Origin of the sequence: Pseudomonas sp. NPDC088429 (assembly GCF_044753305.1) — a bacterium.
In the GTDB taxonomy this organism is placed as follows: domain Bacteria; phylum Pseudomonadota; class Gammaproteobacteria; order Pseudomonadales; family Pseudomonadaceae; genus Aquipseudomonas; species Aquipseudomonas rustica.
In genome coordinates this window covers 92,536-119,112 of the sequence record NZ_JBIVMX010000009.1, presented here as the reverse complement: position 1 = coordinate 119,112, position 26,577 = coordinate 92,536, and the positions used below count along the sequence as shown (strand labels likewise).

At 57.4% G+C, this 26,577-nt stretch carries 25 protein-coding genes and 1 pseudogene; 10 read left to right on the top strand and 16 right to left on the bottom strand.

Annotation, left to right across the window (positions count from 1 at the left end; genetic code table 11):
* Window positions 1–440 precede the first annotated feature (440 nt).
* The 9 genes from ACIP66_RS08145 to ACIP66_RS08105 form a co-directional block, all read right to left on the bottom strand.
* A complete protein-coding gene (locus tag ACIP66_RS08145) occupies window positions 441–1,757 on the bottom strand; it encodes a hypothetical protein (protein WP_400646946.1) in 1,317 nt (438 codons plus the stop codon).
* A gap of 45 nt (window positions 1,758–1,802) precedes the next feature.
* Window positions 1,803–2,612 (bottom strand): hypothetical protein, encoded by an 810-nt coding sequence (locus tag ACIP66_RS08140; protein WP_400646943.1) that lies wholly within the window; start codon window positions 2,610–2,612, stop codon window positions 1,803–1,805.
* A 45-nt stretch (window positions 2,613–2,657) separates the two neighbouring features.
* Window positions 2,658–3,338: a C39 family peptidase gene (locus ACIP66_RS08135; protein ID WP_400646941.1), complete on the bottom strand. Its 681-nt coding sequence runs from the start codon at window positions 3,336–3,338 to the stop codon at window positions 2,658–2,660.
* Window positions 3,339–3,402: 64 nt separating this feature from the next.
* Window positions 3,403–4,398, bottom strand: a complete 996-nt coding sequence (locus ACIP66_RS08130; RefSeq protein ID WP_400646938.1) for a heme utilization protein — start codon at window positions 4,396–4,398, stop codon at window positions 3,403–3,405.
* A gap of 68 nt (window positions 4,399–4,466) precedes the next feature.
* Entirely contained in the window at window positions 4,467–5,036 is a 570-nt protein-coding gene (locus tag ACIP66_RS08125; RefSeq protein WP_400646935.1) for an adhesin, read from the bottom strand.
* Window position 5,037: 1 nt separating this feature from the next.
* Window positions 5,038–5,484, bottom strand: coding sequence for a hypothetical protein (locus tag ACIP66_RS08120; RefSeq protein WP_400646933.1), 447 nt, complete (start codon window positions 5,482–5,484; stop codon window positions 5,038–5,040).
* A 357-nt stretch (window positions 5,485–5,841) separates the two neighbouring features.
* Window positions 5,842–6,366, bottom strand: coding sequence for an AAA family ATPase (locus tag ACIP66_RS08115; protein ID WP_400646982.1), 525 nt, complete (start codon window positions 6,364–6,366; stop codon window positions 5,842–5,844).
* On the bottom strand, window positions 6,363–6,926 hold the full coding sequence (pnuC, locus tag ACIP66_RS08110; RefSeq protein WP_400646930.1) for a nicotinamide riboside transporter PnuC: 564 nt from the start codon (window positions 6,924–6,926) through the stop codon (window positions 6,363–6,365). Before pnuC ends, ACIP66_RS08115 begins: the two co-directional genes overlap by 4 nt.
* 259 nt (window positions 6,927–7,185) lie before the next feature.
* Entirely contained in the window at window positions 7,186–8,820 is a 1,635-nt protein-coding gene (locus tag ACIP66_RS08105; protein ID WP_212549422.1) for a methyl-accepting chemotaxis protein, read from the bottom strand.
* 305 nt (window positions 8,821–9,125) lie between these two features.
* Between ACIP66_RS08105 and ACIP66_RS08100 the strand changes: the two genes are divergently transcribed.
* Both ACIP66_RS08100 and ACIP66_RS08095 read left to right on the top strand, forming a co-directional pair.
* Window positions 9,126–9,956, top strand: a complete 831-nt coding sequence (locus tag ACIP66_RS08100) for an undecaprenyl-diphosphate phosphatase (protein WP_400646928.1) — start codon at window positions 9,126–9,128, stop codon at window positions 9,954–9,956.
* Window positions 9,953–10,381, top strand: coding sequence for a DUF1294 domain-containing protein (locus ACIP66_RS08095; protein WP_400646926.1), 429 nt, complete (start codon window positions 9,953–9,955; stop codon window positions 10,379–10,381). Before ACIP66_RS08100 ends, ACIP66_RS08095 begins: the two co-directional genes overlap by 4 nt.
* A 116-nt stretch (window positions 10,382–10,497) precedes the next feature.
* Here ACIP66_RS08095 and ACIP66_RS08090 read toward each other — a convergent pair whose 3' ends face one another.
* Together ACIP66_RS08090 and ACIP66_RS08085 are read right to left on the bottom strand one after the other, a co-directional pair.
* Window positions 10,498–10,857: an MmcQ/YjbR family DNA-binding protein gene (locus ACIP66_RS08090; RefSeq protein ID WP_400646923.1), complete on the bottom strand. Its 360-nt coding sequence runs from the start codon at window positions 10,855–10,857 to the stop codon at window positions 10,498–10,500.
* Entirely contained in the window at window positions 10,854–11,762 is a 909-nt protein-coding gene (locus ACIP66_RS08085) for a LysR substrate-binding domain-containing protein (protein ID WP_400646921.1), read from the bottom strand. The genes ACIP66_RS08090 and ACIP66_RS08085 overlap by 4 nt, the downstream gene beginning before the upstream one ends.
* 128 nt (window positions 11,763–11,890) lie before the next feature.
* On the opposite strand from ACIP66_RS08085, the gene ACIP66_RS08080 reads away from it, so the two are divergent.
* Both ACIP66_RS08080 and ACIP66_RS08075 read left to right on the top strand, forming a co-directional pair.
* The gene (locus ACIP66_RS08080; protein ID WP_400646919.1) at window positions 11,891–12,502 is read left to right on the top strand and encodes an FMN-dependent NADH-azoreductase; all 612 of its coding nucleotides are present in this window, start codon (window positions 11,891–11,893) and stop codon (window positions 12,500–12,502) included.
* 237 nt (window positions 12,503–12,739) lie between these two features.
* Window positions 12,740–13,777, top strand: a complete 1,038-nt coding sequence (locus ACIP66_RS08075) for a dienelactone hydrolase (protein ID WP_159811354.1) — start codon at window positions 12,740–12,742, stop codon at window positions 13,775–13,777.
* Between the two features lie 95 nt (window positions 13,778–13,872).
* Here ACIP66_RS08075 and ACIP66_RS08070 read toward each other — a convergent pair whose 3' ends face one another.
* Together ACIP66_RS08070 and ACIP66_RS08065 are read right to left on the bottom strand one after the other, a co-directional pair.
* Window positions 13,873–15,060, bottom strand: coding sequence for an MFS transporter (locus tag ACIP66_RS08070; RefSeq protein ID WP_400646916.1), 1,188 nt, complete (start codon window positions 15,058–15,060; stop codon window positions 13,873–13,875).
* A 265-nt stretch (window positions 15,061–15,325) separates the two neighbouring features.
* Window positions 15,326–16,912 carry an ABC-F family ATPase gene (locus tag ACIP66_RS08065; RefSeq protein ID WP_082341426.1) on the bottom strand — a complete coding sequence of 529 codons (1,587 nt, stop codon included), beginning with the start codon at window positions 16,910–16,912 and terminating at the stop codon, window positions 15,326–15,328.
* Between the two features lie 380 nt (window positions 16,913–17,292).
* On the opposite strand from ACIP66_RS08065, the gene lpxO reads away from it, so the two are divergent.
* Window positions 17,293–18,192: a lipid A hydroxylase LpxO gene (lpxO, locus tag ACIP66_RS08060; RefSeq protein WP_053120461.1), complete on the top strand. Its 900-nt coding sequence runs from the start codon at window positions 17,293–17,295 to the stop codon at window positions 18,190–18,192.
* Window positions 18,193–18,340: 148 nt separating this feature from the next.
* Here the strand turns inward: lpxO and ACIP66_RS08055 are convergent, their stop codons facing one another.
* A complete protein-coding gene (locus ACIP66_RS08055) occupies window positions 18,341–19,195 on the bottom strand; it encodes a Ku protein (RefSeq protein WP_400646914.1) in 855 nt (284 codons plus the stop codon).
* Window positions 19,196–19,386: 191 nt separating this feature from the next.
* On the opposite strand from ACIP66_RS08055, the gene ACIP66_RS08050 reads away from it, so the two are divergent.
* Together ACIP66_RS08050 and ACIP66_RS08045 are read left to right on the top strand one after the other, a co-directional pair.
* Entirely contained in the window at window positions 19,387–19,728 is a 342-nt protein-coding gene (locus ACIP66_RS08050) for a hypothetical protein (RefSeq protein ID WP_400646912.1), read from the top strand.
* A gap of 52 nt (window positions 19,729–19,780) precedes the next feature.
* On the top strand, window positions 19,781–20,926 hold the full coding sequence (locus tag ACIP66_RS08045; RefSeq protein ID WP_400646909.1) for a PQQ-dependent sugar dehydrogenase: 1,146 nt from the start codon (window positions 19,781–19,783) through the stop codon (window positions 20,924–20,926).
* A 129-nt stretch (window positions 20,927–21,055) separates the two neighbouring features.
* Here the strand turns inward: ACIP66_RS08045 and ACIP66_RS08040 are convergent, their stop codons facing one another.
* Window positions 21,056–22,156: a GNAT family N-acetyltransferase/peptidase C39 family protein gene (locus ACIP66_RS08040; RefSeq protein ID WP_400646907.1), complete on the bottom strand. Its 1,101-nt coding sequence runs from the start codon at window positions 22,154–22,156 to the stop codon at window positions 21,056–21,058.
* A 92-nt stretch (window positions 22,157–22,248) separates the two neighbouring features.
* Between ACIP66_RS08040 and ACIP66_RS08035 the strand changes: the two genes are divergently transcribed.
* Window positions 22,249–23,823: a RimK family protein gene (locus tag ACIP66_RS08035; protein ID WP_400646904.1), complete on the top strand. Its 1,575-nt coding sequence runs from the start codon at window positions 22,249–22,251 to the stop codon at window positions 23,821–23,823.
* Between the two features lie 7 nt (window positions 23,824–23,830).
* Window positions 23,831–24,754, top strand: coding sequence for a magnesium transporter CorA family protein (locus tag ACIP66_RS08030; RefSeq protein WP_212549427.1), 924 nt, complete (start codon window positions 23,831–23,833; stop codon window positions 24,752–24,754).
* Between the two features lie 130 nt (window positions 24,755–24,884).
* On the opposite strand, the gene ACIP66_RS08025 is transcribed toward ACIP66_RS08030, so the two are convergent.
* A complete protein-coding gene (locus ACIP66_RS08025; RefSeq protein WP_400646902.1) occupies window positions 24,885–25,220 on the bottom strand; it encodes a DUF2834 domain-containing protein in 336 nt (111 codons plus the stop codon).
* Between the two features lie 343 nt (window positions 25,221–25,563).
* On the opposite strand from ACIP66_RS08025, the pseudogene ilvA reads away from it, so the two are divergent.
* Window positions 25,564–26,553 (top strand): annotated as a pseudogene (gene ilvA, locus ACIP66_RS08020) (threonine ammonia-lyase, biosynthetic); the annotation flags it as partial.
* Between the last annotated feature and the right edge of the window lie 24 nt (window positions 26,554–26,577).

Genomic DNA, 26,577 nt, shown 5'->3' with positions numbered 1-26,577 from the left:
CCTTCGCGAGCAAGCTCTGCTCCTACAGAATCATGGCGTACGCGCAGTTTAATTTGCACCACAAAACAGTGTAGGAGCCGAGCTTGCTCGCGAAGAGGCCGGTACATTCAACATCAATATTGAATGTGCTGACGCCTTCGCGAGCAAGCTCTGCTCCTACAGAATCATGGCGTACGCGCAGTTTAATTTGCACCACAAAACAGTGTAGGAGCCGAGCTTGCTCGCGAAGAAGCCGTTACATTCAACATCAATATTGAATGTACTGACGCCTTCGCGAGCAAACTCTGCTCCTACAGAATCATGGCGTACGCGCAGTTTAATTTGCACCACAAAACAGTGTAGGAGCCGAGCTTGCTCGCGAAGAGGCCGTTACATTCAACATCAATATTGAATGTACTGACGCCTTCGCGAGCAAGCTTTGCTCCTACAGATTTCTGTGGTTAGAAGTAATACGGGAATTTCAGGCTGAAGGAAAAGTCCGGCGCATCTTCGGTCATGCCGATGGACAGGTTAGGCACGATCGTCAAGTTGTCGGTGGCCGCAATGGTCATACCGATGTTGAAGTAACCGGCGTTGGCGTCACTGGATACAACCGACTCCCAATCGCCGCCATCCTGTTTGATCTTGCTCTTGCGTTGCACCAGATCAGAGACCGAGAACGACATACTCATCTTCTCGTTCAATGCGAACGCTACACCGGCGCCGATCTGGAAGCTGTCGCCCAGTTGCACTTTACCGGCAATTTTCTCGTTGACCCGTGGACTGATGTCGTCAAACGAATCTTCGAAGTTGTGGGTGTAGGACAAGCTACCGAAGAGCACGGCAGGGTCGAAGGTTTTCACCAGCGAGATGCCCGGCGTGATCGACCAGACGCCGTTACCGGTCGGCAGGCTGTCAGGCACGAAGAGGTTGGTGTTGTCGCCCGGGGCCTGACGCAGCTTGATCCCGAACGGGTCTTTGCCGGTTGGCGCTTTTACGCGCAACGTCACTACCGCATCCGGCAGGTTCGGCGATTCGTCGAGGAATTTGTAGGCAATACCTGCGTTGACATCGCCGAGGGTCGGATCCTGAGTGACATCCTGTTCACTGAGGGCACCCGATGCGCCGCCTTGCGCGCCGCCGGACTGATAAGTCGAGTCGCGGTAAATGACCGGGGCGTTGATATCGAACTGCCAACGGTTGTTGTAGTTGTAGCGTGCCGTCAGGTCGAGGGTCCAGGTATCCGCCTTGATCCGGTCAAGGTTGATGCTGCCGAGAAAGATCGAATCCAGCGCCAGGAAGCCATTGAGCGCCAGTTGACGGGTGTCGTAGCGCGAATAGGTGATGCCGGTTTCAACGCTGAAACGACCGCCACCGAAGAAACCACTGGCCTCGTCGTACAGGTTGGAGACCGATTGCGCGGGTTGCGAATCATCGGCCAGCGATTGGCCATAAGAACTGCCTGTGCCCCCTCCTGCGGCTCCCCCCGAAGCGGCTGCTGCCCCGGTTCCTGTCGCGGCGGCCACTTTTTGACTTTTGAGGTCTGCCGGCGATTTAACCAGGCGTTTGGGCTGTGGCGCAGCGGGTTGGTCTTCGACCTGGCGGACACGTTGCTCGAGAACCGCCAGGGCTTTTTGTTGTACTTCGTATCGTTGCTTGAGTTCCATTAGTTCTTGTTTTAGCGCTTCTACATCGGCGTCAGGTGCAGCTTGCAGCATTGCCGCCGGGAGAAGCGTACTCAGACATACAGCAGCACGCAGTGATACTGATCGATACATGAAAAAGCCGTCCCTTTAAGCCCAATGATCGAGACTCAGCGTAGTTCAATATCCTATGTTGCGTAGGGCCCTGAGTTGAGTCAGGTTGCAATCCAGTGCGCCGGCACTCATGCCGTTATTGTTCAACACAACGTTGAGTTGAGTCATGTTATTGACCACGTTCGAACTGCCCAGCAAACGGGTGTTCTGCAGCAGCCCGCTCTGGGCAACCTGTTGCAGGGCGGCGCCCTGATTGCCGCTGGCCTGAATTGCCATTTGCACGCCACCGCCGGTAGCGGAAACTGCGACATTGCCGGCGGCGTTGCTGCCGGTGATGGTCTGGCCTGCAATCAAAGCCTGGCCTTGGGAAGGCGTAATGGCGGGGGCCTGGCTGGCTTCTTTGACGTTGATCGCAACGTTGTTGTAAGCGGTATTGTCATCACCGGCTGCGCGCACGCTTTGCGTTACGCCCTGGCTGGTATTCAAGGCTGCGCCACCAATGATGGTGCCGGTGCCTTGTTGTTGGGCCGGTTGGGTCGTTGGGGCGGCGCCGCCATTGTTGGCGCTGGCGACGGCGTTCTGCGCCGAGTTGACGATATTGCCGGCCTCTTTAATGGTCGAAACATAGAATTCGGGTTTGATCGTGGACTGCTGAATCTGCATCGAGGCGGCTGCACCGATCAGATCGCCACTGGCGTTGCGCCAGGTACTGCTCATAACAATGCCGAAGCTGATAATCCGCCCCGGCATCACATACCGACCACGCAGCTCAGAGAGCTCTTGATCCTTTATTTCGATGGGTGTGAATCCTGCATTGGCATAGCCTGACGCACTCGCGGCCAGGCAGGCGGCGGCCAGCCAGTATGAGGTTTTCATCTGCTGCTCCCGGGACATCCAGTCCCATTTTTTTATAAGCGGCGATTAGAAGAAGTCGCTCTGTATGAATCCGAAGTCCATCAATTCAGCATCTTTGACAGGGTTGAAGTTATCCAGTTTGTTCTTCGCGGTCAGTGGCGTTGGTGGGCTGCGCAAGGCGTTTGCCTTGTCGTAACCGGGGCCAACGATGGCGAAGACGATACCGTTCCAACCTTTGACAAAATCATCATGTTTGTAGCGTTTGTGTCCCAGCACCGGGTCTCCGATGTAAACCCAATCCTTATCCGAACGCTGTAGCACGACGAAATGCTTGTAGCCGCGAATTTCCATCAGTACCACCACCGGGATCGTTACAGCATCAAGCTTCTCCGGTGGAATCTTGTAGCCCCTGGCACGCATGCCGATGCTTTCTATGTAGCGCTTCATGTCGAGCATGGAAAAACCTTGAGTACGAACAAGGTCCTGGTCAGCGTTGACCAGCATGCCTTTGATGATGTGCTCCTCATCGACGTCGAGCCAATAGGCCTGGCGTAACACCGTCGCCAGTGCAGCAGCGCCGCAGCTGAAGTCGGTTTTCTGTTCGACGATGTCGGCAAACTTGCGCTCACGAATGCTCTGCACATCCTTGTAAATGAGTACGCCACCGGGGAGGGCGGCCACTGGCATTTGCGCCGCCTGGCTCAAGCCAGACAGGCAAAGCAAAGCGATAAGGGCAGTTTTACGCATGATCGATACGCCTTGGCGGACTGAAGGAAAAGCCCCGTTGCCGGGGCTTTCAGTTCGATCGCGATTACATGCAGGCTTTGCAACCTGCGGCGATGGACAGCGAGTTGCTTTGTTGGTTGCCAACACCGGCGGCGTTGTTGAAACCAGCGTTGCCGGAGAAGTTGTTGCCAACATTGCTCAGGGTGGCATTGTTGGTCACAGGGTTTTTCCAGCCGTCTGGAGTCATCACTTGTTGAGTGGTTACGCCAGCCAGACCGAAGACACCCACAGCTTCGAAGGTAGCTTTCTGATCTTTGCTACCACCGTTGCCACCGTGGCCTTTGTCGTCATAGCCGCCACCGCCGTGACCGCTATCACCTTTGATGGTTGCTTCGCCGACTGCGCCGAAGGCGCCGAGAGCGGCAACTGTGCCAGTGAGCGTAGTGGTTTTGTAGGTTTGAGTACCGGCGTTACCAACCGTCAGACCGGTGGAAGTCTGGTTAGCCGCTGCAGCAGCATTCGCTACACGACCACCCGACACTGCAATGGCCAGGTTGTTTTTCTGTTGGTTGAAGTTGCCGGCACTGTTGTTGATACCGATGTTGCCGGAACCAGCATTGCCGACGTTGTTCAAGCTTGCATTGTTGGTGGTCGAAGCATTGGCAACGGTGTTGCCGCTGTTAACCTGGGTAGCGCTGGAGACAGCGACCGCCGAGCCGAAGATGAAGCTTTCGTCAGCAGTGGCCAATGCAGCTGCGTTGTCTTGTTGGTTGCCGTCGCCGGCGGTGTTGTTCATGCCCAGGTTGCCGTTGGAACCGTTTGCCGAGTTATCGACAGTGGCGTTATTTTTGGTGCCCTGGTTGATAACGATGTTGCTGTTACTGTCTTGCGCATCGAGTACGGCAGCCCCAGCGCCGGCACCGATTTGCAGGAGTTCTTCCAGGGTTGGGCCTTTTGGTGGAGGAGGGTTGTGACCATGACCGCCATTGTTACCATGATCATTGCCGCCTGCTTGAGCCGCCATTGCCATTACTGCTGCAAGTGCGAAAACCAGTGGTTTGAGAGCCATTGTAGTTTTCATGGTGTTTCTCCGTGCTTATTAGTTGGTTAAGTGTTGGTACTTTCTAATTGCACTGCTTTTTATATGGGTCAGTCTGCGACCCGGATGCTCAGGGTGTTAGCCATTCGGTTCCCCACCCCGGCACTCTGGTTCACCTGGATTACCCCGCGGCTGCCGGTGAAGGCCTGATCACTTGTCGTGACCTGGCGGCTGCCGATTGAGGTACCAGTTGCTCCTGAGCTCGGTAACAACGCCACGTTCTGTTGCGAAAGGGCGCTATCGTCAACGCTCTGCGGGGCAGCACTGATGCTGACGCGCGTCACGTTGGCCATTTGGTTGTTGGCGCCGGCACCCTGGTTCACGCCCAGAATCCCGTTACCATTACTGAAAGAGTTGCCGCCGATGTTGGCGCTAGCGTTGCCAGAACGTTCGGCCGGTGTATCAAGGCGCTGGATAACGCTGGTCGAGGTGCTGGCATTGGTACCGATGGCGATTGCTTTGGTGTTGGTTTGTTGCATCTGGTCGCCGGCGGCCTGGTTAACGTTGTAGTTACCTTTGTATTGGATGCCGGTGTTCTGAATGTCTGCGTTGTTATTGCTGGAGTCGGCCATGGCGCTGGTGCAGCTGAGCAAGGCCAGAATGAGCAGGGTGCGATTCATCTCATTGGCCTCCAGCCATGCGGGTCAGCGGGGCGAGACCGGTGCTCAGAGAGCGATTGATGGTATTGGAAATGCTGCCGCCGCTGCCGCCACCGTGACCGGCACTCATGCCGGGCAAACCGTTGGGGTTGGTGATGACGTTGGTGCCGGGCAACACACCGTTGGGGGTGATGTTGCCGCTGATGGAGGAACCGCTGGCTACACTGGCGAATTCACCGTCACTGAGTTCGGCGCTATTCACAGCCTGATTGACTCGCGCCGAAGGGTTGGCGTTGACGGTGGTTGGGTAGGGGTCTTTGCCCCTCTCGCGGCCGATCGAGTGAACCTGGACATCGCGATTGAGCACAATCACGCCGTTGCCTTCGGCCTGAGCGTTGAAACTGATGAATGTGCTGGCTGCAGATCCGATCAGCACCAGGCAGGTGAAGCCTTTTTTGATATTCCCCACGGCGGCAATTCCTTCTTCAGTGGGCTGGCCCTAGTCAGCGTTGGGAAGGAGAGAGCGAAAGCTGTGCCGCTTTTTAAAAAAGACGGTTTTTCAATGGGTTATCGGAAAAGTTCGCAGGGCTGAAACACGTGATGTTTCATCGCTGAAACAGTGCTTGGCCAGAAGACCTGTCTGTTCGCTGAACAAAGCTCTGGAACAAGGGTTTGCGGGGATGTGTTTCATCAGCGTAACAAGCGGCATGACAAAACGATGAAGGGCGTTAAAACGGCCACTTTGCACTCGGGCGAGTGTTTCAGAAACGGACACAATTGCCCCAAAACAGGGTGAAATGGTGGGGCAAAAGCCCCACGTCGCTGATCAGTCAGCCAATAGATCTGCGACCGCGGCTACGGCTTGCGCCTGTCGCTCGGCCCAATTGCCTTGAATGATTTGAAAGGGCTGCCGGTGTTTTTCCAGCCAGTTTTGTGTGGCTCGAAAGAACGCCAAACGTTCCTGCAGATCCGGTTGGCAGCGCTGACCGTCATCCGTCCAGTCGATCTGCTCAGGGGACAGCAACAGGTGCAGATCGTAATGCCGCGCCAACAACTCGGGCTCCAGCCAGGCCGGACAATCACCGAACAGCGTCTGACTCCAGAGGATATTACTCAACAAGTGAGTGTCGAGAATCAGCAGCGCTGGCCGCTGCGCGCGCGCCTCGTCTTCCCATTGCAACTGGCCACGGGCGATCGCGGGAATGTCAGCCAGACAAGTATCGCGCGGATTTTCTTCGATGAACCGGCGCACGTACTCATCCACCCGAACCCCGCCGAATTGTTTTTGCAGGCCAGCAGCGAGCCAGCTCTTGCCCGTCGATTCAGGGCCGGTCAGCACCACGACTTTCATGTGCGCAACGCCGGATCGGCCCGCCATTCGCGCCAGCCTTGCACGGCGATCAGGGTGAACAAGGCGTACAGTGCGGCGGTGAGGTACAGGCCTTTATAGATGAACAGGCCGACAAAAATGACATCCAGCACAAACCACAGCGCCCAGCATTGCAGACGTTTCTGCGCCATCCACAACTGTGCGACCAGGCTAAAACCGGTGAGCGCAGCGTCGAGCCAAGGTTGCGCGGCATCCGTCCAGTGCGCCATCGCCGCGCCCAGCAACAAACTGCCAACCGTGCCGACACCCAGCCCCAACAGAATCGAACGCTGATCGAGGCGGGTGACCTGACGCCCGTCATGCATCGTCCCGGCCCGCGTCCACTGCCACCAGCCGTAGACTTGCAGGGCGGCATAGATCACTTGCAGCAACATGTCCGAATACAGCTTCACCTCAAAGAAGATCCAGCTGTAGAGCAACACCATGACCAGCCCGATCGGCCAGCACAGCGGATTCTGTTTAACCGTCAGCCACACGGCAATCACACCGAGAGCGGCGGCAAACAGTTCGAGCCCGGACATGAGTCTTCCTTGGGGGAGTTGAAGGGGGGCGGATTGTACCCAGAGACGGCTAAGGGGCGTTAGCTACCGCACACTCACTGTTGGCAACAAATTTCCCTGTGGCGAGGGGATTTATCCCCGTTCGGCGGCGCAGCCGTCGCAAAACCGCAGAACGCGTTCTATCTGGAAGACCGCGGTTGCCGGGTTTGGGAGCGCTGCGCACTCCAACAGGGATAAATCCCCTCACCACAGGATTAGTGTTCCACAGGCAATTGGGGGGTTAGACACGGAATTGGCGCAGCAAGCCGTTCAGTTGTTCGCTGAGTTGCGCAAGCCGTACGCTGGCCACACTCGACTGTTCCGCCGCCAACGCCGTGCTGTGCGATAGCCCGGCCGCTTGCGTCACGTTCTGGTTAATGTCCTCAACCACATGCGCCTGTTGCAGCGTGGCGCTGGCAATCGAAGCGTTCAAGCCATTCAGATTGCGCAGTGCCTGGCCAATCGCACTCAAACTGGCCCCGGCCAGTCCTGCTTGCTCAATGGTCAGCTGCGAAGCCTTGCTGCTGTCGCCAATCACCTTAACGGCCGCTTCGGAATGATTCTGCAAACGCTCAATCATCGTCTGAATTTCCGCCGTCGACTTCTGCGTCCGTTGCGCGAGCAATCGAACCTCATCCGCCACCACCGCAAAACCGCGACCCTGTTCACCAGCACGTGCCGCTTCGATAGCAGCGTTGAGCGCGAGTAGATTGGTCTGCTCGGCAATCGAACGAATCACTTCCAGCACACTGCCAATCTGCGTGCTCTCAGCAGCCAATGTGCGAATCACTTCAACCGCCTGATCAATCGTCCCCGACAGTTTGTCGATTTGCTGCAAGCTGCCATCGATATTGATCTGTCCCTGTTGTGCCTGCGCTTCGGCGTCGCGCATTTCGGCGGCCGCGTGCTCGGCGTTTTTCGCCACGTCCTGCACGCCGTAGGTCACCTCGTTGATCGCGGTGGCCACCAACTCCATTTGCTGCGATTGCTGCTGACTGCGTTGCTGCGCCTGCGAGGCATCGTTGCCCAGTTCGCTGGACGACACCCCGAGCGCGCTGGCCGAGACCTGCAAGTCGCCGATCACCCGACGCAGCTTGGCCGTGAAGGCGTTGAAGTGGTGCGCCAGCTCAGTGACTTCGTCCTGACCGTGGGTATCGAGACTGCGGGTCAAATCGCTTTCGCCGCTGGCGATGTTGGCCATGGCGTTCACGGTTTCCTGCAACGGCCGCACGATGCTGCGCGCGATCAGAATCACCAGCAGCGCCATGATCACGGCAATCGCCAGACCAATCGCCGAGGCTTTGATCACCTGGCCCTGAAATTCGGCCTGTACGTCGTCGATATACACGCCGGAGCCAAGTACCCAGCCCCACGGCTCGAACAGTTTGACGTAGGACGTCTTGGCCACAGGTTCGCTGGCACCGGGTTTTGGCCAACGATAATCGACCATGCCAGCGCCTTTGGCCTTGGCGATGGCGACCATCTCGTTAAACACCGCAAAACCGTCCGGATCGCGGATTGCCGAGAGGTTCTGGCCTTCAAGTTTGGGGTTGGTCGGGTGCATGACCATCACGGGCGTGAGGTCGTTTATCCAGAAATAGTCGTTCTGGTCATACCGCAGGCCGCGGATCGCAGTCAGCGCCTGCTTCTGCGCGGCCTCTTTGCTCAGGGTGCCGGCGGTTTCCAGGTCGTGGTAATAGGTCAGCAGGCCGCTGGCGGTTTGCACCACATGCTGGGTTTTCTGGGCTTTGGCATGATAGAGGTCGGCGTGGATCTGCTTGAGCATCAACGCACCCAAGGTCAACAACATCACCACCGCTACCACCAAGATGAGCCACAAGCGTCGGCTGATCGACACACTGCGCAAGCTGTTCATAACGCTGTCACTCCGGGTTCTTTTTATTGTCATAAACCATCGCCAGCATCCAACCACGATTCGGTGATGCGGCCTACGCGACCCAAGTCGTATAACGCGGCAGCGCTTTTACGGCTTGTCTGATAGGATTTCGGCCCCGCGCGTAAAAACCTGAATCCAAGTTGATATTTCACGGAATTTTGACCATTTCGTGTGGATCCTGTGTGCGCGGAATCGGTACAGCCATAAACAGCTACGCTGATCGCAGTGAACGTAAGAAAAATACTATCGGGGCATGCCGGCGTGCATCGCTCTTTGGGGGATTGATGGATCTTTGGACCGCCTTGCAGGCACTGATACTTGGAGTTGTAGAGGGGCTCACGGAGTTTTTGCCCATTTCCAGTACCGGACACCAGATCATCGTTGCCGACTTGCTCAACTTCGGCGGCGAACGGGCCATGGCGTTCAATATCATCATCCAGCTCGGCGCGATCCTCGCGGTGGTCTGGGAGTTTCGCCGCAAGATTCTCGACGTGGTCATCGGTTTACCGACCCAGCCGAGCGCGCGGCGTTTTACCGCTAATCTGCTGATCGCTTTCTTGCCGGCAGTGGTGTTGGGGGTGATTTTTGCCGACCTGATCCACGAGTACCTGTTCAACCCGATCACCGTTGCGGCGGCTCTGGTCATTGGCGGCATCATCATGTTGTGGGCGGAAAAGCGTCAGCATGAAGTGCATGCCGAAACGGTCGATGAGATTCGCTGGACGGACGCGTTGAAAATCGGTTTCGCCCAGTGTCTGGCAATGATTCCGGGGACTTCGCGCTCCGGCTCGACGATCATCGGTGGTTTGCTTTTCGGTCTGTCGCGCAAAACCGCAACCGAGTTCTCGTTCTTCCTCGCCATGCCAACCATGGTCGGTGCAGCGGTTTACTCGGGCTTCAAGTACCGCCACTTGTTTGTGCCGGCGGACTTTCCAGTGTTCGCCATTGGTTTTGTCACCGCCTTCATCTTCGCCATGATCGCGGTGAAAGCCTTGCTCAAGTTCATCGCCAGCCACAGCTACGCGGCGTTCGCCTGGTATCGGATCGTCTTCGGTCTGGTGATTCTGGCGACCTGGCAGTTTGGCTGGGTGGACTGGTCGGCAGCCAAGCCATGAGTGATTCCCGCGCACGCCGGCCGGAAGGGCGACCTTCGGGCGGCAACATTCAGCATCTGAAATTGAAACTGGTGGTGCTGCTGATCGTTCTCGCGTTGCCGTTGTTCGGCTCGCTGTCGATGTGGCTGCGCGGGATCTCGCTGGTGCCTTTGGCGGCGTACGGCATCGTCAGCGTGTTGGCGTTCTTTCTGTACTGGGCGGACAAACGCAAGGCCCGCGCCGATGCCTGGCGCACGCCGGAGAACATCCTTCACGCCGTGGAACTGGCGGGCGGCTGGCCGGGTGCGTTGATCGCCCAGCAAGTGTTTCGGCACAAGACGCGCAAGGTGTCGTTTCAGGTGCTGTTCTGGATGATCGTTGCGCTGCACCAGGTGTTCTGGATCGACCAGATATTCCTTGGCTCGAACCTGCTGGCCCTGTTCTAAACAAATACCGACTCCCCCCTGTAGGAGCTGCCGAAGGCTGCGATCTTTTGATTTTGATGTTTAAAAAGAAAAATCAAAAGATCGCAGCCTTCGGCAGCTCCTACAGGGGATTGGGTTCACAGCAATAGGCCGATCTGGGTTTTCTTGGGCAGTTTGCTTACTACCAACTGGTGCGAGCGCTGCAACAATCCGTGCAATTCCTCAGCGCCCAGCGGGTAGGGCGGGTGCATGATGATCCACTGCGCCCGCGCCAAATACGGCGCCGGGTGAATCCCCGGGCGGTCGCAATGGCCGAGGAACAGATCCTTGTCGACCTTGAACGCCAACGAATCACCGCGCAGTCCCTGCAAGGCAAACATCTTGTTGCCGGCAATCGAGAACACGCGCACGCCGCCCCATTTGTAATCTTCCCGAGCACCGGGCAGGCCCAGGCAAAACGCGGCGACGTCCGCTTCGCTCATTTTTCCTTTCGTCATAGCAACCGCTCCCCACAGGCATTGAACGACTCGACCAGATGATCGATCCACGCGCGCACCGCCGGCATCACCCCGCGACGATGGGGGTACACCGCTTGCAGCCAGCCGCCGGGCAGCGACCACTCCGGCAGCATCTGCACCAGCGTGCCGTTTTGCAGTTCGGTTTCGCAATACATCATCGGCAACAGCGTAAAGCCCTGACCGGCCAGTACGCAGGCCTTGCGCACCACAAAATCGTCAATCCCCAGCCGTGCCTCCATACTCAGCTCGAAGCTCTTGCCGTGTTGATCGAGCAGGCGCACATGCACCATGCGATCAGCTTCCAGCGCGCCGAGGACGGGCAGATTTTTCAGGTCTTGCGGATGCTCGATCGTCTTGCCTTCAAGAAAAGCCGGGCTGGCGATCACCACCATTTGCGCCTGACGCAAGCGACGGGTCACCAACAACGGATCTTCGTCACCCAGTTCTCTGACGCGCAACGCGACATCAATCCCTTCGGTGACCAGATCCACCCGGCGATTGAGCAGCACCACTTCCAGTTGTACCTGCGGAAATTTGCCGAGAAAGTCGCTGATGACCATCGGCAACATTTCATGGGCCAACCCGGTAGGGCACGACACGCGCAATCGCCCGCGCGGCTCGCTGGACATGCTCGCCACGGCCTCGTCAGCCATTTCCGCTTCCAGCAACATCGCCTGACAGTGGCGCAGATAACGCTCGCCGACCGCAGTGAGATTGAGCTGGCGCGTGGTGCGCTGCAGCAGACGCGCGCCAAGGCGCTCTTCGAGTTCGGCAATTCGCCGCGACAGTCGTGACTTGGGAATGCCCAGCAAACGGCCCGCCGCCGCAAAGCCACCCGCCTCGACGACTTTGGCGAAATAGTAGAGATCGTTGAGATCTTGCATCAGGGAAATCCAACTGTTCTATCAGTGGGACAAACTATCGCATTGTCGGCGGCTAATCATCCATTGGTTTCTTGCGTAGGATTGTCTCCATTCAGTCGCCACAGGCGATGCATTCCAGGAGATTCCGCATGAAACTGCTGCATATCGATTCGAGCATTCTGGGCGACAACTCGGCCTCCCGTCAGTTGAGCAGCCAAGTCACCAAAGCCTGGCAAGTCGCCGAGCCGAGCGCCGTGGTCACTTACCGCGACCTGGCCGCTGACGCCATCAGCCACTTCTCGTCGACTACCCTGGTTGCCGCCGGCACCACCGCTGAACTGCGCAATGCCGCACAACAGCACGAAGCCGACCTGAGCGCGACGACGCTCGCCGAATTCATCGCTGCTGACGCGATCGTCATCGCCGCACCGATGTACAACTTCACCGTGCCAACCCAACTCAAAGCCTGGATCGACCGCATCGCCGTTGCCGGCCAGACTTTCCGTTACACCGAAGCCGGCCCTGAAGGCCTGTGCGGTGGCAAGAAAGTTGTCATCGTGTCCACCGCTGGCGGCATCCACGCCGGTCAAGCGAGCGGCATTGCTCACGAAGACTACTTGAAGCTGGTGCTGGGTTTCCTCGGCATCACCGACATCGAAATCGTTCGCGCTGAAGGCCTGGCGTACGGCGACGAAGTACGCAACAACGCGATGACCGCTGCTCAAGCGAAAATCAGCGAGCAACTGTTCGCCGCTGCGTAAGGCTTGCGTAAAGAACAGCTGTTGTTCAGGTAACACCCAAAAAACTCTGTATTCTGGTTCTGCAAGGGCCAAATACGGAGTTTTTTGTTTCTGACTGTTACATAATCTGGCCCGGGTTATGCAGTTAAACGAACAGCGTCTGAGTGTATTGCCATCGCCTAAAGCCGAATCCTCGGCGCTTGGGCCTTCGCAACACGGCGGATCTTTCGATTGAGTAACAACAGGGTGGGGCATCCGATGATGCGTCTTTGTGCAACGTTACTGATTTGCCTGCTAGGCAGCCTGAATACAGTGCACGCCGCCCCCGGGTTGCATCCACGCTGGAGCGTCGGCTACCACGAGATGACGTTCCTCGATCCACTGGATCTGCAACCGATGCGCGCCATCGCCTTCTATCCTTCCAGCGATCGCGAGCACACCGCGCTGATTGAGGGCTACACAGTCGAGGCGGGTGAAGACACCAAAATCGCCATTGGCCGTTTTCCCATGCTGATGTTGTCCCATGGCAACACCGGGACGCCGCTCGCATTGCATGACCTCGCGACCTCACTGGCGCGTAAAGGCTTCGTCGTCGTAGCGGTCATTCACCCCGGCGACAACTCCAAGGATCACAGCCGGCTCGGTACCCTCAGCAACCTCTACGGGCGGCCGATCCAGATATCCGAAGCGATTACCGCCACGCTTGGCGACCCAATGCTTGCGCCATTCGTCAACGCTGACCAGGTCGGGGTGATCGGCTATTCGGCAGGCGGTGAGACCGCGCTGATCCTTTCGGGGGCGCAGCCGGATCTGGATCGCTTGCGTCGCTACTGCCAAGAGCGTCCTGACGATCGCGACGCCTGCAACACTAAGGGCGAGTTGATTGTGGATCGCGATGATTTGCAGCCTGTCGCCGATCCGCGCGTACATGCCTTGCTGTTAATGGCGCCGCTGAGTCTTAAATTCGGCCGTCATACCTTGGCCGACGTGCACGTGCCGGTGCTTCTTTATAGCGGTGATGGCGACAAACTGGTGGCTTTCGATAAAAACGCCGCCGCGCTGGCGCGCAAACTGCCGACCGCGCCGGACTTCAAGTTGCTGGCCGGGGCAGGGCACTTTGTGTTTATGGCGCCGTGCACGGAAGAGCAGCTCATGGCGATGCCGGCGTTGTGTACCGACGCTGATGGCGTGGATCGAGAGGATATTCACCGCAACCTGATCTCCGAGGCTGGCCGGTTTTTCTCGCATGCGCTGGGTAAACCGACGCGGGCGGGGATGCAGACCGCGGATCAATAACCCGATAGATCATAAGATCGCAGCCTTCGACAGCTCCTACATGAGAGGGTATTCCTTGTAGGAGCTGCCGAAGGCTGCGATCTTTTGATCTTGATTCAACCCATTGCTCGGCGTTTAAGCAGTAGGGTCAGCCCCAACCCGATCACCGACAGTAGCGCCGCACTGAAGAAAATCCACGAATAGCCCAGATTCAACGCCACCGCGCCCATCAACGGCCCGGCAATCGCCAGCGCCAGATCGAAGAACACTGCATAAGCCCCCAGCCCCGAACCTCGGCTGGAACTCGGCACGCGCTTGATCGCCTCAACCCCCAGCGCTGGATACACCAGCGACAGACCAAATCCCGCCAGCCCCGCACCGATCAAAGCGAATGCCGTGGAAGGCGCCAGCCACAACATCACCAGTCCCACAGTCTCGATGGTCATGCAGGCAATCGCCGAGGTAAAACCGCCGAAACGACTGATCGCCGAGATAAACAGCAAACGCGACAGAATGAAGCACACGCCAAACACCGTCAGGCAGTACGCCGCGCCGCTCCAGCCACGGTTGAGGTAATAAAGCGTGATAAACGTGGTCAGCGTGCCGTAACCGATCGACGCCAAGGTCAGGCTCGCGCCGAACGGGGCAATGCGCCCGAACACTGCCCAGAACGGCAGACGTTCGCCACGAATCACCGGTACCGAAGGTTTGTTGCGGATCAACAGCAGCGCGCCGGCGGCCAATACCGATAGCGCGATCCCGAGGCTGGCGAAGCCGTATTCAGCGACCATCACCACGCCCAGCGGCGCGCCAATCGCAATCGCGCCATACGAGGCGATGCCGTTCCAGCCAATCGATTTTGCCGTGTGTTCGACGCCGACCTGGCCCATGCACCAACTGATTGTGCCGACACCGATCAGGCCCTGCGCGACGCCCAACAGCAAACGCCCGAGAATCAGAATCAGCAGGCTGGTCAGTGGAAAACTTTGCAACAGCGTCGAAATCAGGGTGAGCACGCCACTCAGCACAATCCCCAGCAAGCCATACACGATCGCCCGTTTGGTGCCGATGGTGTCTGACATGCGCCCGGCCATCGGGCGGCTGAGCAGGGTGGCCAAGTACTGTGAACCGATGACCAGCCCGGCAATGATTGCGCTGAAACCCAGTTGCTCGTGGACGTAACCGGGCAACACCGCGATCGGCAGACCGATGCAGAGGAAGGCAATAAAGGTATAGAAAACGATGGAAACGATCTGCAGGGTGATCGCCATGGAGCTTTGCGGTGGCAGTTGCTGCGCAGACATGAGGACTCGTTCGCGGGCGGCGGTGGGAGAGTCCGCATGATGGCGTGGGTGAGGGATAAAAGGAAGCAGGCTAACTATTAAAGCATCTCAGCTGCTGCGTCTTTGTAGGAGCTGAGCTTGCTCGCGAAGGCTGAGTAACATTCAACACCGTTGCCGAAGCTGATGGCCCCTTCGCGAGCAAGCTCGGCTCCTACAAATGCAAAAGCCCCGTCACATGGACAGGGCCTTTAACTTGCAGCTAGCAGCTCAAACCTCGAAGCTGCTTTTAGAACACCACACCCTGGCTACGCAGGTAGTCATCGTAGGTGCCGCTGAAGTCAGTCACGCCATCCGGGCTCAGCTCGATGATGCGCGTGGCCAGGGACGATACGAACTCACGGTCGTGGCTGACGAAAACCAGCGTGCCCGGGTAGTTTTCCAGCGCCAGGTTCAGCGCCTCGATCGATTCCATGTCCAAGTGGTTGGTCGGTTCGTCCATGATCAGCACGTTCGGCTTCTGCAAAATCAGCTTGCCGAACAGCATGCGACCTTGCTCACCACCGGAAATCACTTTGACCGACTTGAGGATCTCGTCGTTGGAGAACAGCATGCGGCCCAAAGTACCGCGAATCATCTGCTCGCCTTGAGTCCACTGACCCATCCAGTCGAACAGGGTGACATCGTCTTCGAAGTCGTGCGCGTGATCCTGAGCGTAGTAGCCCAGCTCAGCGGCGTCGGTCCACTTGACGCTACCGGCATCCGGGGTCAGTTCGTTGACCAGAGTGCGCAGCAGGGTGGTTTTACCGATACCGTTCGGGCCGATGATCGCCACGCGCTCGCCGGCTTCAACCTGGAAGCTGAAATCTTTGAACAGAGGTTTGCCGTCGAAGCCTTTGGCCATCTTCTCGACGATGACTGCCTGGCGGTGCAGCTTCTTGTTCTGATCGAAGCGGATGAACGGGCTCACGCGGCTCGAAGGCTTGACCTCGGCCAGTTGGATCTTGTCGATCGCCTTGGCGCGGGAAGTCGCCTGCTTGGCTTTCGAGGCGTTGGCCGAGAAGCGGCTAACGAACGATTGCAGCTCGGAAATCTGTGCTTTCTTCTTGGCGTTGTCCGACAGCAGTTGCTCGCGGGACTGGGTCGCCACAGTCATGTACTCGTCGTAGTTGCCCGGGAACAGGCGCAGCTCGCCGTAATCCAGGTCAGCCATGTGCGTGCACACGCTGTTCAGGAAGTGACGGTCGTGAGAGATGATGATCATCAGGCTGTTACGCTGGGTCAGGATGTTTTCCAGCCAGCGAATGGTGTTGATGTCCAGGTGGTTGGTCGGTTCGTCGAGCAACAGCACTTCCGGATCGGAAAACAGTGCCTGAGCCAGCAACACACGCAACTTCCAGCCTGGCGACACTTCGCTCATCGGGCCGAAGTGCTGTTCGATGCCGATACCCAGACCCAGCAGCAGTTCACCGGCACGGGATTCGGCGGTGTAACCGTCCATCTCGGCGAATTCGGTTTCCAGCTCGGCCACGGCCATGCCGTCTTCTTCGCTCATTTCCGGCAGCGAGTAGATGCGGTCGCGCTCAGCCTTGACCTTCCACAGCTCTTCGTGACCCATGATCACGGTGTCGATCACGGTGAATTCTTCGTAGGCGAACTGATCCTGACGCAACTTACCTAGGCGTACGTTCGGCTCAAGCATGACCTGACCACCGGACGGATCGAGATCACCGCCGAGGATTTTCATAAAGGTCGACTTGCCGCAACCGTTGGCGCCGATCAGGCCGTAGCGGTTACCCGCGCCGAATTTGACCGAAACGTTTTCGAACAGCGGCTTGGCGCCGAACTGCATCGTGATGTTAGCTGTAGAGATCAAGAGTTATTCCTGCGAAGCATTCTGAGTAGCGAGGGTGCGGCCGGAGCGCTTGGCCCGAGTCAAAGTGCGCTGAGGCGGGAAAGTCCCGGCATCAACCAAGGGGGGCGCGTAAAGTTTGGCGGCAATTGTACTGGTCTGGCGCTCTTAACGATAGGGCGAACACGCCATGACCGCTGATTGGCGCGCACCCGGGACAGTTTTTAACACTTACAGGTTCACTATCGGATACAAAGTGTGGCTAAAATGCCATCCATTCACCCAGCGGCCTTCAACGGCGCGGGCTCAGGGACGTGCCATTTGTAATCCGACCACTGCATCAGACGCCGGGCCAGAGGCCTTCAGGCGCGCAGTTTGTTCACTACTGACATGTGACGATTTCCGTGAAACTCATCATTGCTGCTATTTATGTCATTTCCATTGCATACGTTCATCTTCGTGGACGGGTGCGGCACAAATTGGGTCGCCAACTGAGCGATCATTCGTCGTTTCTCGCGCCGATCAACTGCTTCCTCTATCTGTTTTCGAAAAAACCGAACAAGCCTTATCTGGATCCGTCGGAGTTTCCCGATCTGAGTCCGTTGCAGGAACATTGGCAGGAAATCCGTGAAGAAGGCCAGAATCTGCTGCGTGCCGGCGAGATCAAACGCTCGGATCAGTACAACGATGTCGGCTTCAATTCGTTCTTCAAGACCGGCTGGAAGCGCTTCTACCTGAAGTGGTACGGCGACAGCCATCCGTCGGCGATGAAACTGTGCCCGCGTACCACCGAACTGGTGCAAAGCATCGGCTCGATCAAAGCGGCGATGTTTGCCGAACTGCCACCGGGCTCGAAACTGGTGCGCCACCGTGACCCGTACGCCGGTTCGTACCGTTATCACTTGGGTCTCGATACGCCAAATGATGCTGGTTGCTACATCAACGTCGATGGCGAAAACTACCACTGGCGTGACGGTGAAGCGGTGATGTTCGACGAAACGTTCATTCACTACGCGGAAAACACCACTGATAAGAACCGCATCATCCTGTTCTGCGACATCGAGCGTCCGATGAAATATCGCTGGGCGGCGGCGTTCAACGGCTGGTTCAGCCGTAACGTGATGTCCGCGGCGGGTGCGCCGAACGATGCCGGTGACCGTACTGGCGGCATCAACCGTCTGTTTGCCAGGATCTACAAGATTCGTTTGCGTGGTAAAGAGCTGAAAAAACGTAATCGCAAGCTGTACTACATGGAAAAGTGGGCGATCTTCGGTAGCTTGTTGGCGATCTTTATCCTGATCTGATCCTCCTGTAGGAGCTGTCGAGTGCAACGAGGCTGCGATCTTTTGATCTTGTTTTTTACACACTTCAAAGTCAAAAGATCGCAGCGTGCCGCAGCTCCTACATGGCGTTTGTCTGGCTGGGTCAAATGACTCTCGCAAAAGCAACCTGTCAGTTGGCTGACGCTTTCTTCGTTTTCTTGGCTGGCGCGGCTTTGGCCTTCGGCTTCGCCGCCGCTTTCCCGCCCAGACTGCGTTTCAGCAGCTCCGTCAAATCGATCACATCGGCCGTTTTACGCTCTTCCTCGCCACCCACCGTTTCGACATCCTCGATCTTGCCTTCATGGGCTTTCTTCTCCACCAGCGCCATGATCTTGTCTTCAAACTCGTCGTTGTAATCTTCAGGCTTCCAGTCCGCGCTCATGTCCTGCACCAGCCGTTTGGCCATGTCCAGTTCACCCTTGGCCAGTTGCGGCTTGGTCACTTCACTCCCAAGCTCTAGCGTATCGAGGCTGCGCACCTCCTGCGGCCAGCGCAGCTTCACCAACACCAGTGCCGACTCCAGTGGCATCAGCGCCGCCAGGTATTGACGAGTATGTAAAACGACGCGGGCAAGGGCGACCTTGTTGGTTTTGCTCAGCGTCTCCCGAAGCAGCGCATACACCTTGCCGCCTCGTTTGTCGGGCGCCAAGTAGTAAGGTGTGTCGATGTTTTGCAGGGGAATCTGCTCAGCATCAACAAAAGAAAAGATATCAATGGTTTGCGTAGAGACCGGGTGTGCCGAACGGATTTCCTCTTCGCTGAGCACTACGTAACGACCTTTTTCATAGGCCACACCTTTGACGATATTTTCTTTGGTGACCTCTTTACCGGTGACCTTGTTGACCCGTTTGTAGCCCACCGGATCCATGCTACGGCTGTCGAGCCAGTCAAAGTCCACGCCTTGGGACGATGTCGCTGAAACCAGCGCGACGGGGATGTGAACCAGTCCAAAACTGATCGCGCCTTTCCAGATTGCCCGAGCCATGGTGATGATCTCCCAAGTGATGATCAGGTGACCTGTGGCCCAGCGTGAAAGTTTCCAGTGATTGCGCGGGCTCTGGGGCCAGCGGTCGTGTCTGGTTACATGTTGTTTAAAGCCTGTGACTTAACAAATGCGAACCCTGGGCGTAGCGTGGACTCGAAGGCTCTAATCTACTTGCATCGAGAGGTTGCCCCATGAACCGAATTCAGCTTGGCATCGCCGTCCTCGGCTTGAGCGTGGGGTGGACTCATGCGGACGTCTCGGTGCCAGCCTCGACGCTGTTGCTGGCGCAGAGTCCGACCGGCAACAGTAATAATCCCTACAACAGCCCGATCCGCCGGGCCAACCCCAACAGCATGCAAGGCACTCAGCCGAGCAGCCCGCCGATTCGTGGCCCGAGCACTGCGCCGACGCCGCGTACGCCCACCGTGGAAAACCGTGGCACCGGCAACGGCCAGCCGATTCGTTCGGTGCCAAGTACACCGCCGACGTTTATTCCCAATCCACCCTCACGGGGTACCGACAGCAACCGTTGAACGGCAGGACTGAGGTTCTGTCAGCCTTTCAAGCGAACATAAGGAATCGTGCATGTTGCGTAAAACCCTACTGGCCAGCCTGTGTGCCGGCGTTCTGATCAGTGCTCCGGTATTCGCCGCAGCGCCCAAAGAGCTGAAAAGCGAGCAGGGCATCCTCGAAGTCACCACGATTACTCAAGGACTAGACCATCCTTGGGCACTGGCTTTTTTGCCGGATCGCCAAGGCATGTTGGTGACCGAGCGGCCGGGCAATCTGCGTGTAGTGGGCACGGACGGCAAGTTGTCCGAGCCAATCAGTGGCGTACCGCAAGTCTGGGCCAAGGAGCAGGGTGGTTTGCTCGATGTAGCGCTGTCGCCGGACTTTAAACAGGATCGCATGGTGTACCTGTCTTACGCCGAAGGTGGTGGCAAGGGCGACAAGGCCGGCACAGCGGTCGGGCGGGGGCGCCTGTCGGATGATTTGAAAACGCTGAAGGATTTCAAAGTGATCTTCCGCCAGGAGCCGAAGCTCTCGGTTGGCAATCACTTCGGCTCACGGCTGGTGTTTGATCGCGACGGGTATCTGTTTATCACCTTGGGTGAAAACAATGATCGATCAACCGCTCAGGATCTCGACAAGCTGCAAGGCAAGGTCGTACGCATTTATCCCGATGGCCGAGTGCCGGACGATAACCCCTTTGTCGGGCAATCCGGTGTGCGTCCAGAAATCTGGTCTTATGGTCAGCGTAACCCGCAGGGTGCGGCGCTCAACCCGTGGAACGGCACGCTCTGGGAAAACGAGCACGGCCCACGCGGTGGCGATGAGGTGAACATCATCGAGCGTGGGAAGAATTACGGCTGGCCTCTGGCGACTCACGGCATCAACTATTCGATGCAGCCGATCCCTGAAGCGCAGGGTAAAACGGCTGAAGGCACGGTTGCGCCGCACCATGTCTGGGAGAAATCACCGGGTGTGTCTGGCATGGCGTTTTACGATGCTGACCGGTTTAAACCATGGCAGCACAACGCGTTTATTGGTGCATTGGTGACGCAGGAGTTGATCCGGTTGCAGTTTGATGGCGATAAGGTGGTGCATGAGGAACGTTTGCTCGGCGAGCTAAAAGAGCGGATTCGGGATGTGCGCCAAGGGCCGGATGGTTATTTGTATGTGCTTACGGATGAGTCGAAGGGTTCGTTGTACAAGCTTGGCTTGAAGTAAGGCGCTGAGAGCGTTCTATACCTGTGGTGAGGGGATTTATCTCCGATGGATTGTGCAGCTTCTCCAGGAAGAGAGGGCTGCTTCGCTGCCCATCGGGAATAAATCCCCTCGCCACAGGGGTTTTGGTGGCTATAGGTTTTGGGGGAGTAGCACCACTGCGGCGCGTAGTTTTCCTCGGCCAAATCGGCACATTTTTTCAAACTCGCCATGGCTGACTGGCACGTGCTGGCAGTCCATCGGTTGTCGGTGCTGGCTGTGATCGACATCGGGATCATGCAGGTAAACGAAGTCCTCATCGCAATCGGTCACTACAACCCAGTGCGGTGATTTTGAGCGGGTCAGACGATAGCTACTGATCAGCACCAAAGGCTGGCCACCGGCGTCGAGCAATCGCGGCAAATCCACTGTTGCGCCGATCACACGTTCCACATCGGTTTTTGCCAGTTGCGCAGTGAACTCTTCATGCACCAAACGCATGACGTCTTTTTTATGCGTATCGCGTACGCCATCAAGGAACAGCGGCCCCTCCAGGCTCAGCTCCAAACGCACGCGAAAACCTCTGCGCCACGCCGCCAGTGCCAAACCTTGAGGGCTGCAGCCGCCATGGCCGGAGGTCATGAACACGGTCGTCGCCTCGCGCCAGATCTGTAATTCCTCACGACGCTCCAGCAAACGTCCGGCCTGCAAGGCGCCCATGGCCATCAACAGACAGGCCGGGCCGCAGGTGAAGTCGGTGGTCTGCGCGTAGTAAGGCACCGTGATGTTGCGCGAATCGCGGTGTTGGAGAATGCGTTTCTCCAAGCGCAACGCATCGGCGTGGTCTTCGTAGTAATCGTGGATCAGCGCAAAACGTCGGTAACCGCTGCGCTCATAAAGGGCAATGGCGGTGGGGTTGTCGGTACGCACTTCCAAACGCAGATACGCGCAATCATGTTCCAGCGCGCAGGCCTCGATTTTTTCCAGCAATTGCTTGCTCAGCCCTGTGCCGCGAGCCTCGGCAGCCAGGGCTATCGAATACAGCCGCGCCAACGAGGTGCCGCGATGAAACAGCACCAGCGCGTAACCGAGCAGATGTTCATCGCGTTCTGCGACCAGCAACTGCGCATGGGCGCGCGTAATCATCCAGTGAAAACTGCGACTGGTGAGCCGATCCGTGGTGAAACATTGCATTTCCAATGCCAGCAACGCCGGCAAGTCTTCAACTACGGCCAGGCGAAAAACAGTACTCATATGACCACCGTAAAAGTTGCGTAACGAAACGAGACTTTCGTAAAACTTCGTGCTTAATAGAAAAGGTCTTGTTCTCCAACGGATCAATCTCTATGTCAGCGGTACAGGGTCATTGGCGCGAAGTATCCGAGCAAAGTTTGCCGACGGCAACTTATTTAAAACCAGCGGTCAGAACCTCCAGTCAAGTGTTGATCATTGTCGAGCGCAAGGAAGATTGGGCCTCTTATTTTCCCAGCGAAGACATCGTCACCGCTCAGGAATACCTCGAGCAAACACGCGAAAGCGAGCCCGGCAAACGGGTTCAGGTGATCAACCTGTGCCGCAGCTACAAGTACTTGGGCCATGGCTATTACTGCTCGCTGCTGGCGGAAGCCCGTGGGCACAAGGTGATTCCGTCGGTGCGTACCATCAGCGAACTGACGAAAAAATCACTTTATGGCCTGGCACTGGATGACCTGGATAAAACCCTGGAAAAAGCCCTTAGTCACCACCTCTACAGCGATACCGAAGGGTTTACCCTGACACTGTATTTCGGCAGAACTCATATCGAGCCGTTGCAGGATCTGGCGCGGCAGTTGTTTGAAGTGTTTCCTTGCCCGATTCTGTTAGTTGATTTTCGCCGAACTAACGGTTGGCACATCGAGGGCGTGAAGTCCGGTGCGTTGCACAAGTTACGCGATGATCAGGAAGATCAGTTTGCCAATGCGCTGGACGGTTTCAGTCGTAAAGTCTGGCGTGTGCCGCGCTCGCCGCAAGTTGCGCGTTATGACCTGGCTATTCTGCACGACCCACAGGAAGCCTTGCCGCCGTCGAATCCCAAAGCACTGGAAAATTTCGTCCGGGTCGGCAAAACCATGGGCATCGATGTCGAGTTGATCGAGCGCAAGGATTACGCGCGATTGGCCGAGTACGACGGGCTGCTGATTCGCGAAACCACCAGCGTCGACAACCACACCTACCGGTTCGCCAAGAAAGCCGAGAGCGAAGGGCTGGTGGTGATGGACGATCCGACGTCGATCCTGCGCTGCACCAACAAGGTCTACCTGACTGATCTGCTCAACAGCCATCAACTGGGCATGCCCGCCACCGAAATCCTCTACAAAGAGCGACCCGAAGACTTCGAACGGGTCGGCGAACGCCTCGGTTTCCCCTTGGTGTTGAAGATCCCCGACGGCTGTTTTTCACGCGGCGTCATCAAAGTCGAAAGCCAACAAGCGCTGCTCGAAGCCACCGCGGAATTGTTCGAGCACTCGGTGTTGTTGCTGGCCCAGGAATTCTTCTACACCGAATACGACTGGCGCATCGGCGTGCTCAATCGCAAACCGATCTTCGCCTGCCAATACTTCATGTCCAAGGGCCACTGGCAGATCTACAACCACAAAGCCAAAGGGCAGGACGTCAACGGCGAATGCCGAACCATGGCGATCCATGAAGCGCCGCGCGCGGTCGTCGACCTTGCGGTGAAAACTGCCAACCTGATCGGCGATGGCCTCTACGGCGTCGACCTGAAACAGGCCGGCGACAAAGTGGTGGTGATCGAAGTCAACGACAATCCAAACCTCGATGCAGGCATCGAAGACGCGTATTTGCAGGACGATTTGTATTCGCTGGTGCTGGAAGAGTTTGTGCGGCGGCTGGAACTCAAACGTCGCGGGCAAGCGTGGTGAGCCGCCGATGATCAGCAGTTTTTCACTGAGCCACGGCGCGTTACAGCGGGTTGAACGATTGGACGCCGAGGTGATGCTGTTCAGCAATCCCGACGCCGCCGAGCGCGATTTGCTGCACAGTCATTTCAAGGTCGATGAGCATGCGTTGGCCTCGGCGCTCGACCCGGATGAAGTCTCGCGCATCGAGTTTCACCCCGACCATTTGTTCCTGATCTGGAAACGCCCGGAAAACTATTCCGGTGGCGGCAGCCTGGCCTTTGAGGTGTCGTCCTGCGGCTTGCTGTTCGCGCCGGGGCAATTGCTGGTGATCGCCACCGACGACACGCCGCTGCATGGCCTCGGCACTCGCCAGCCATTAAACACGCCGCTGGATGTGCTACTTGATCTGCTGTTCAACAACATCCATCACTACCTCGGTCACCTGAAGGTGATCAAACTGGTCGCCCGCGAGTTGCAGCAAAAATTCAACGCCTCGATGCAGAACCAGCATCTGGTGCAGATGTTCAACCTAAGCGAGAGCCTGATCTATTACATCAACGCCCTGCACAGCAACGGCGCGGTGCTGACACGGCTGCGTAATCATGCCGAGAAACAGCATTTTTCCAGCGAGGCGCTCGGACTGATCGATGACCTGATCATCGAAAACAACCAGTGCTACAAACAGGCTGAAATCTACTCCACGGTGTTCTCCGGGCTGATCGACGCGCGCGGTAACCTGATGAACAACAGCATGAACAACCTGCTGCGCAAACTGACGTTGATCAACGTGGTGTTTTTGCCGCTGAACCTGATCGCGAGTATTGGCGGGATGTCGGAGTTCAGCATGATGACGGCGGGGACGCCGTGGTGGGTGTCTTATCCGGTGTTTTTGCTGGTGATGTTGATGGGGGCGGGGGGGATGTTGTTTGGGCTGAGGCGCTTGGCCAGGTGATTTGTGTTGTCTGGCCCGGCCCCATCGCGAGCAGGCTCACTCCTACAATGGATCTTTGGTGTAGCGAAGATCCCCTGTAGGAGTGAGCCTGCTCGCGATGAGGATCTCAAAATAAACAGGTGATTTCAGATCAGCCCACAGCCGCGGAATTGCTGACTTTCCTACGCTCCCGAACCCCACGAACCACCAGATATAACAGCGGCCCCACCGACACAAACACCGCCGTCAGCAACAGATACGGAACCACCGACCAAACCGACTGCCCACGAGCCTTGCCATCCTTGACCATCCAAACCCCGGCCAACGTCGCCAGCAGGTACAAATCAATCACCACCTGTGCCGTATCCGGCCGCGACATCAAGCTGATCCCAAAATCAATCAGCGACTGTTCAGCCTGGAGCATCACCGAAACGGTGTAACCGGAAAAAGCGAGCAAAGCCGTGAGGGGCAGGGCGACAGACATCATGCATTCCTTCCTTGAACTGATGAGCAGAATCGCCAGATTACCCGCGCCACGCAAAATTGGCCATTGACGTGCCAGCAGCGTTCAGGCTAATTTTCAGGTCATGACTACCTACGTATTGCGCTGCCAGCCAAGCATTATTATTACCGCCATTCCTCACTTGGCGGGCTAGCTCACGACTGCAGCACCCAACCCGCCCTAGAGGCGGGTTTTTACTTTCTGTCTCCGGGGTTCGAAACACCGCTCATGTAGGAGCTGCCGCAGGCTGCGATCTTCAGGATCAAAAGATCGCAGCCTTCGGCAGCTCCTACACAAGGTGCGTGAAATCGCTATCAAGGAGATCAGCATGAGTTACACCAACGACCAGCAAGCCCTGCTTGAGCACTATGTGAAAAGGATTCTCGCCGCTCCCGTGTACGACTTGGCTGTGCGTACGCCATTGCAGGCAGCCCCGGCGTTGTCCGAAGCGCTGGGCAACCGCATCCTGCTCAAGCGCGAAGACCTGCAACCGACGTTCTCTTTCAAGATCCGTGGCGCCTACAACAAACTGGTGCAACTGAGCGATGCGCAGAAGGCACAGGGCGTCATCACCGCATCGGCCGGCAACCACGCGCAAGGCGTGGCACTGGCGGCGCGCGAACTGGGCATCGCTGCGACCATCGTCATGCCGTGCACCACCCCTGAACTGAAGGTGCTGGGCGTACGCAGTCGAGGCGCGGAAGCGCGGCTGCACGGTGAAAGCTTTCCCTTCGCGTTGGCCTATGCCCTGCAATTGGCCGAAGAAACCGGCCGCACCTTCGTGTCCCCCTTCGATGACCCGGACGTGATCGCCGGACAAGGCACCGTGGCCATGGAAATCCTTCAGCAACACCAAGGCGTGCTGGATGCCATTTTCATCCCGGTAGGCGGTGGCGGCTTGATCGCCGGCATCGCCGCGTACATCAAATACCTGCACCCGGAAGTGCGGATCATCGGCGTTGAATCCGAACATTCCGCGTGCCTGAAAGCCGCTCTGCACGCAGGCGAACGTGTCGTGTTGCCCAGCGTCGGTACCTTCGCCGACGGTGTGGCCGTGGCGCAGATCGGTGAATACGGTTTTGAAGTGTGTCGTTTCTGCGTGGACGAGGTGATCACCGTCAGCAACGACGACCTCTGTTCCGCGATCAAAAACATCTACGACGACACGCGCTCAATCACCGAACCCTCCGGCGCCCTGGCCGTCGCGGGGATCAAACAATACGTGGCGCGAAGCGGCGTGCGCGGTCAAACCTTCGTGGCGATCGACTCAGGCGCCAACATCAACTTCGACAGCCTGCGTCACGTCGCCGAGCGCGCCGCTGCGTGCGGCGTCCCGGCGTAA

Coding starts and splice junctions, on each gene's coding strand:
- ACIP66_RS08145 (WP_400646946.1), bottom strand. CDS start 1,757: ATGTATCGATCAGTATCACTGCGTGCTGCTGTATGTCTGAGTACGCTT.
- ACIP66_RS08140 (WP_400646943.1), bottom strand. CDS start 2,612: ATGAAAACCTCATACTGGCTGGCCGCCGCCTGCCTGGCCGCGAGTGCG.
- ACIP66_RS08135 (WP_400646941.1), bottom strand. CDS start 3,338: ATGCGTAAAACTGCCCTTATCGCTTTGCTTTGCCTGTCTGGCTTGAGC.
- ACIP66_RS08130 (WP_400646938.1), bottom strand. CDS start 4,398: ATGAAAACTACAATGGCTCTCAAACCACTGGTTTTCGCACTTGCAGCA.
- ACIP66_RS08125 (WP_400646935.1), bottom strand. CDS start 5,036: ATGAATCGCACCCTGCTCATTCTGGCCTTGCTCAGCTGCACCAGCGCC.
- ACIP66_RS08115 (WP_400646982.1), bottom strand. CDS start 6,366: ATGAAAGTCGTGGTGCTGACCGGCCCTGAATCGACGGGCAAGAGCTGG.
- pnuC (WP_400646930.1), bottom strand. CDS start 6,926: ATGTCCGGGCTCGAACTGTTTGCCGCCGCTCTCGGTGTGATTGCCGTG.
- ACIP66_RS08105 (WP_212549422.1), bottom strand. CDS start 8,820: ATGAACAGCTTGCGCAGTGTGTCGATCAGCCGACGCTTGTGGCTCATC.
- ACIP66_RS08100 (WP_400646928.1), top strand. CDS start 9,126: ATGGATCTTTGGACCGCCTTGCAGGCACTGATACTTGGAGTTGTAGAG.
- ACIP66_RS08095 (WP_400646926.1), top strand. CDS start 9,953: ATGAGTGATTCCCGCGCACGCCGGCCGGAAGGGCGACCTTCGGGCGGC.
- ACIP66_RS08090 (WP_400646923.1), bottom strand. CDS start 10,857: ATGACGAAAGGAAAAATGAGCGAAGCGGACGTCGCCGCGTTTTGCCTG.
- ACIP66_RS08085 (WP_400646921.1), bottom strand. CDS start 11,762: ATGCAAGATCTCAACGATCTCTACTATTTCGCCAAAGTCGTCGAGGCG.
- ACIP66_RS08080 (WP_400646919.1), top strand. CDS start 11,891: ATGAAACTGCTGCATATCGATTCGAGCATTCTGGGCGACAACTCGGCC.
- ACIP66_RS08075 (WP_159811354.1), top strand. CDS start 12,740: ATGATGCGTCTTTGTGCAACGTTACTGATTTGCCTGCTAGGCAGCCTG.
- ACIP66_RS08070 (WP_400646916.1), bottom strand. CDS start 15,060: ATGTCTGCGCAGCAACTGCCACCGCAAAGCTCCATGGCGATCACCCTG.
- ACIP66_RS08055 (WP_400646914.1), bottom strand. CDS start 19,195: ATGGCTCGGGCAATCTGGAAAGGCGCGATCAGTTTTGGACTGGTTCAC.
- ACIP66_RS08050 (WP_400646912.1), top strand. CDS start 19,387: ATGAACCGAATTCAGCTTGGCATCGCCGTCCTCGGCTTGAGCGTGGGG.
- ACIP66_RS08045 (WP_400646909.1), top strand. CDS start 19,781: ATGTTGCGTAAAACCCTACTGGCCAGCCTGTGTGCCGGCGTTCTGATC.
- ACIP66_RS08040 (WP_400646907.1), bottom strand. CDS start 22,156: ATGAGTACTGTTTTTCGCCTGGCCGTAGTTGAAGACTTGCCGGCGTTG.
- ACIP66_RS08035 (WP_400646904.1), top strand. CDS start 22,249: ATGTCAGCGGTACAGGGTCATTGGCGCGAAGTATCCGAGCAAAGTTTG.
- ACIP66_RS08030 (WP_212549427.1), top strand. CDS start 23,831: ATGATCAGCAGTTTTTCACTGAGCCACGGCGCGTTACAGCGGGTTGAA.
- ACIP66_RS08025 (WP_400646902.1), bottom strand. CDS start 25,220: ATGATGTCTGTCGCCCTGCCCCTCACGGCTTTGCTCGCTTTTTCCGGT.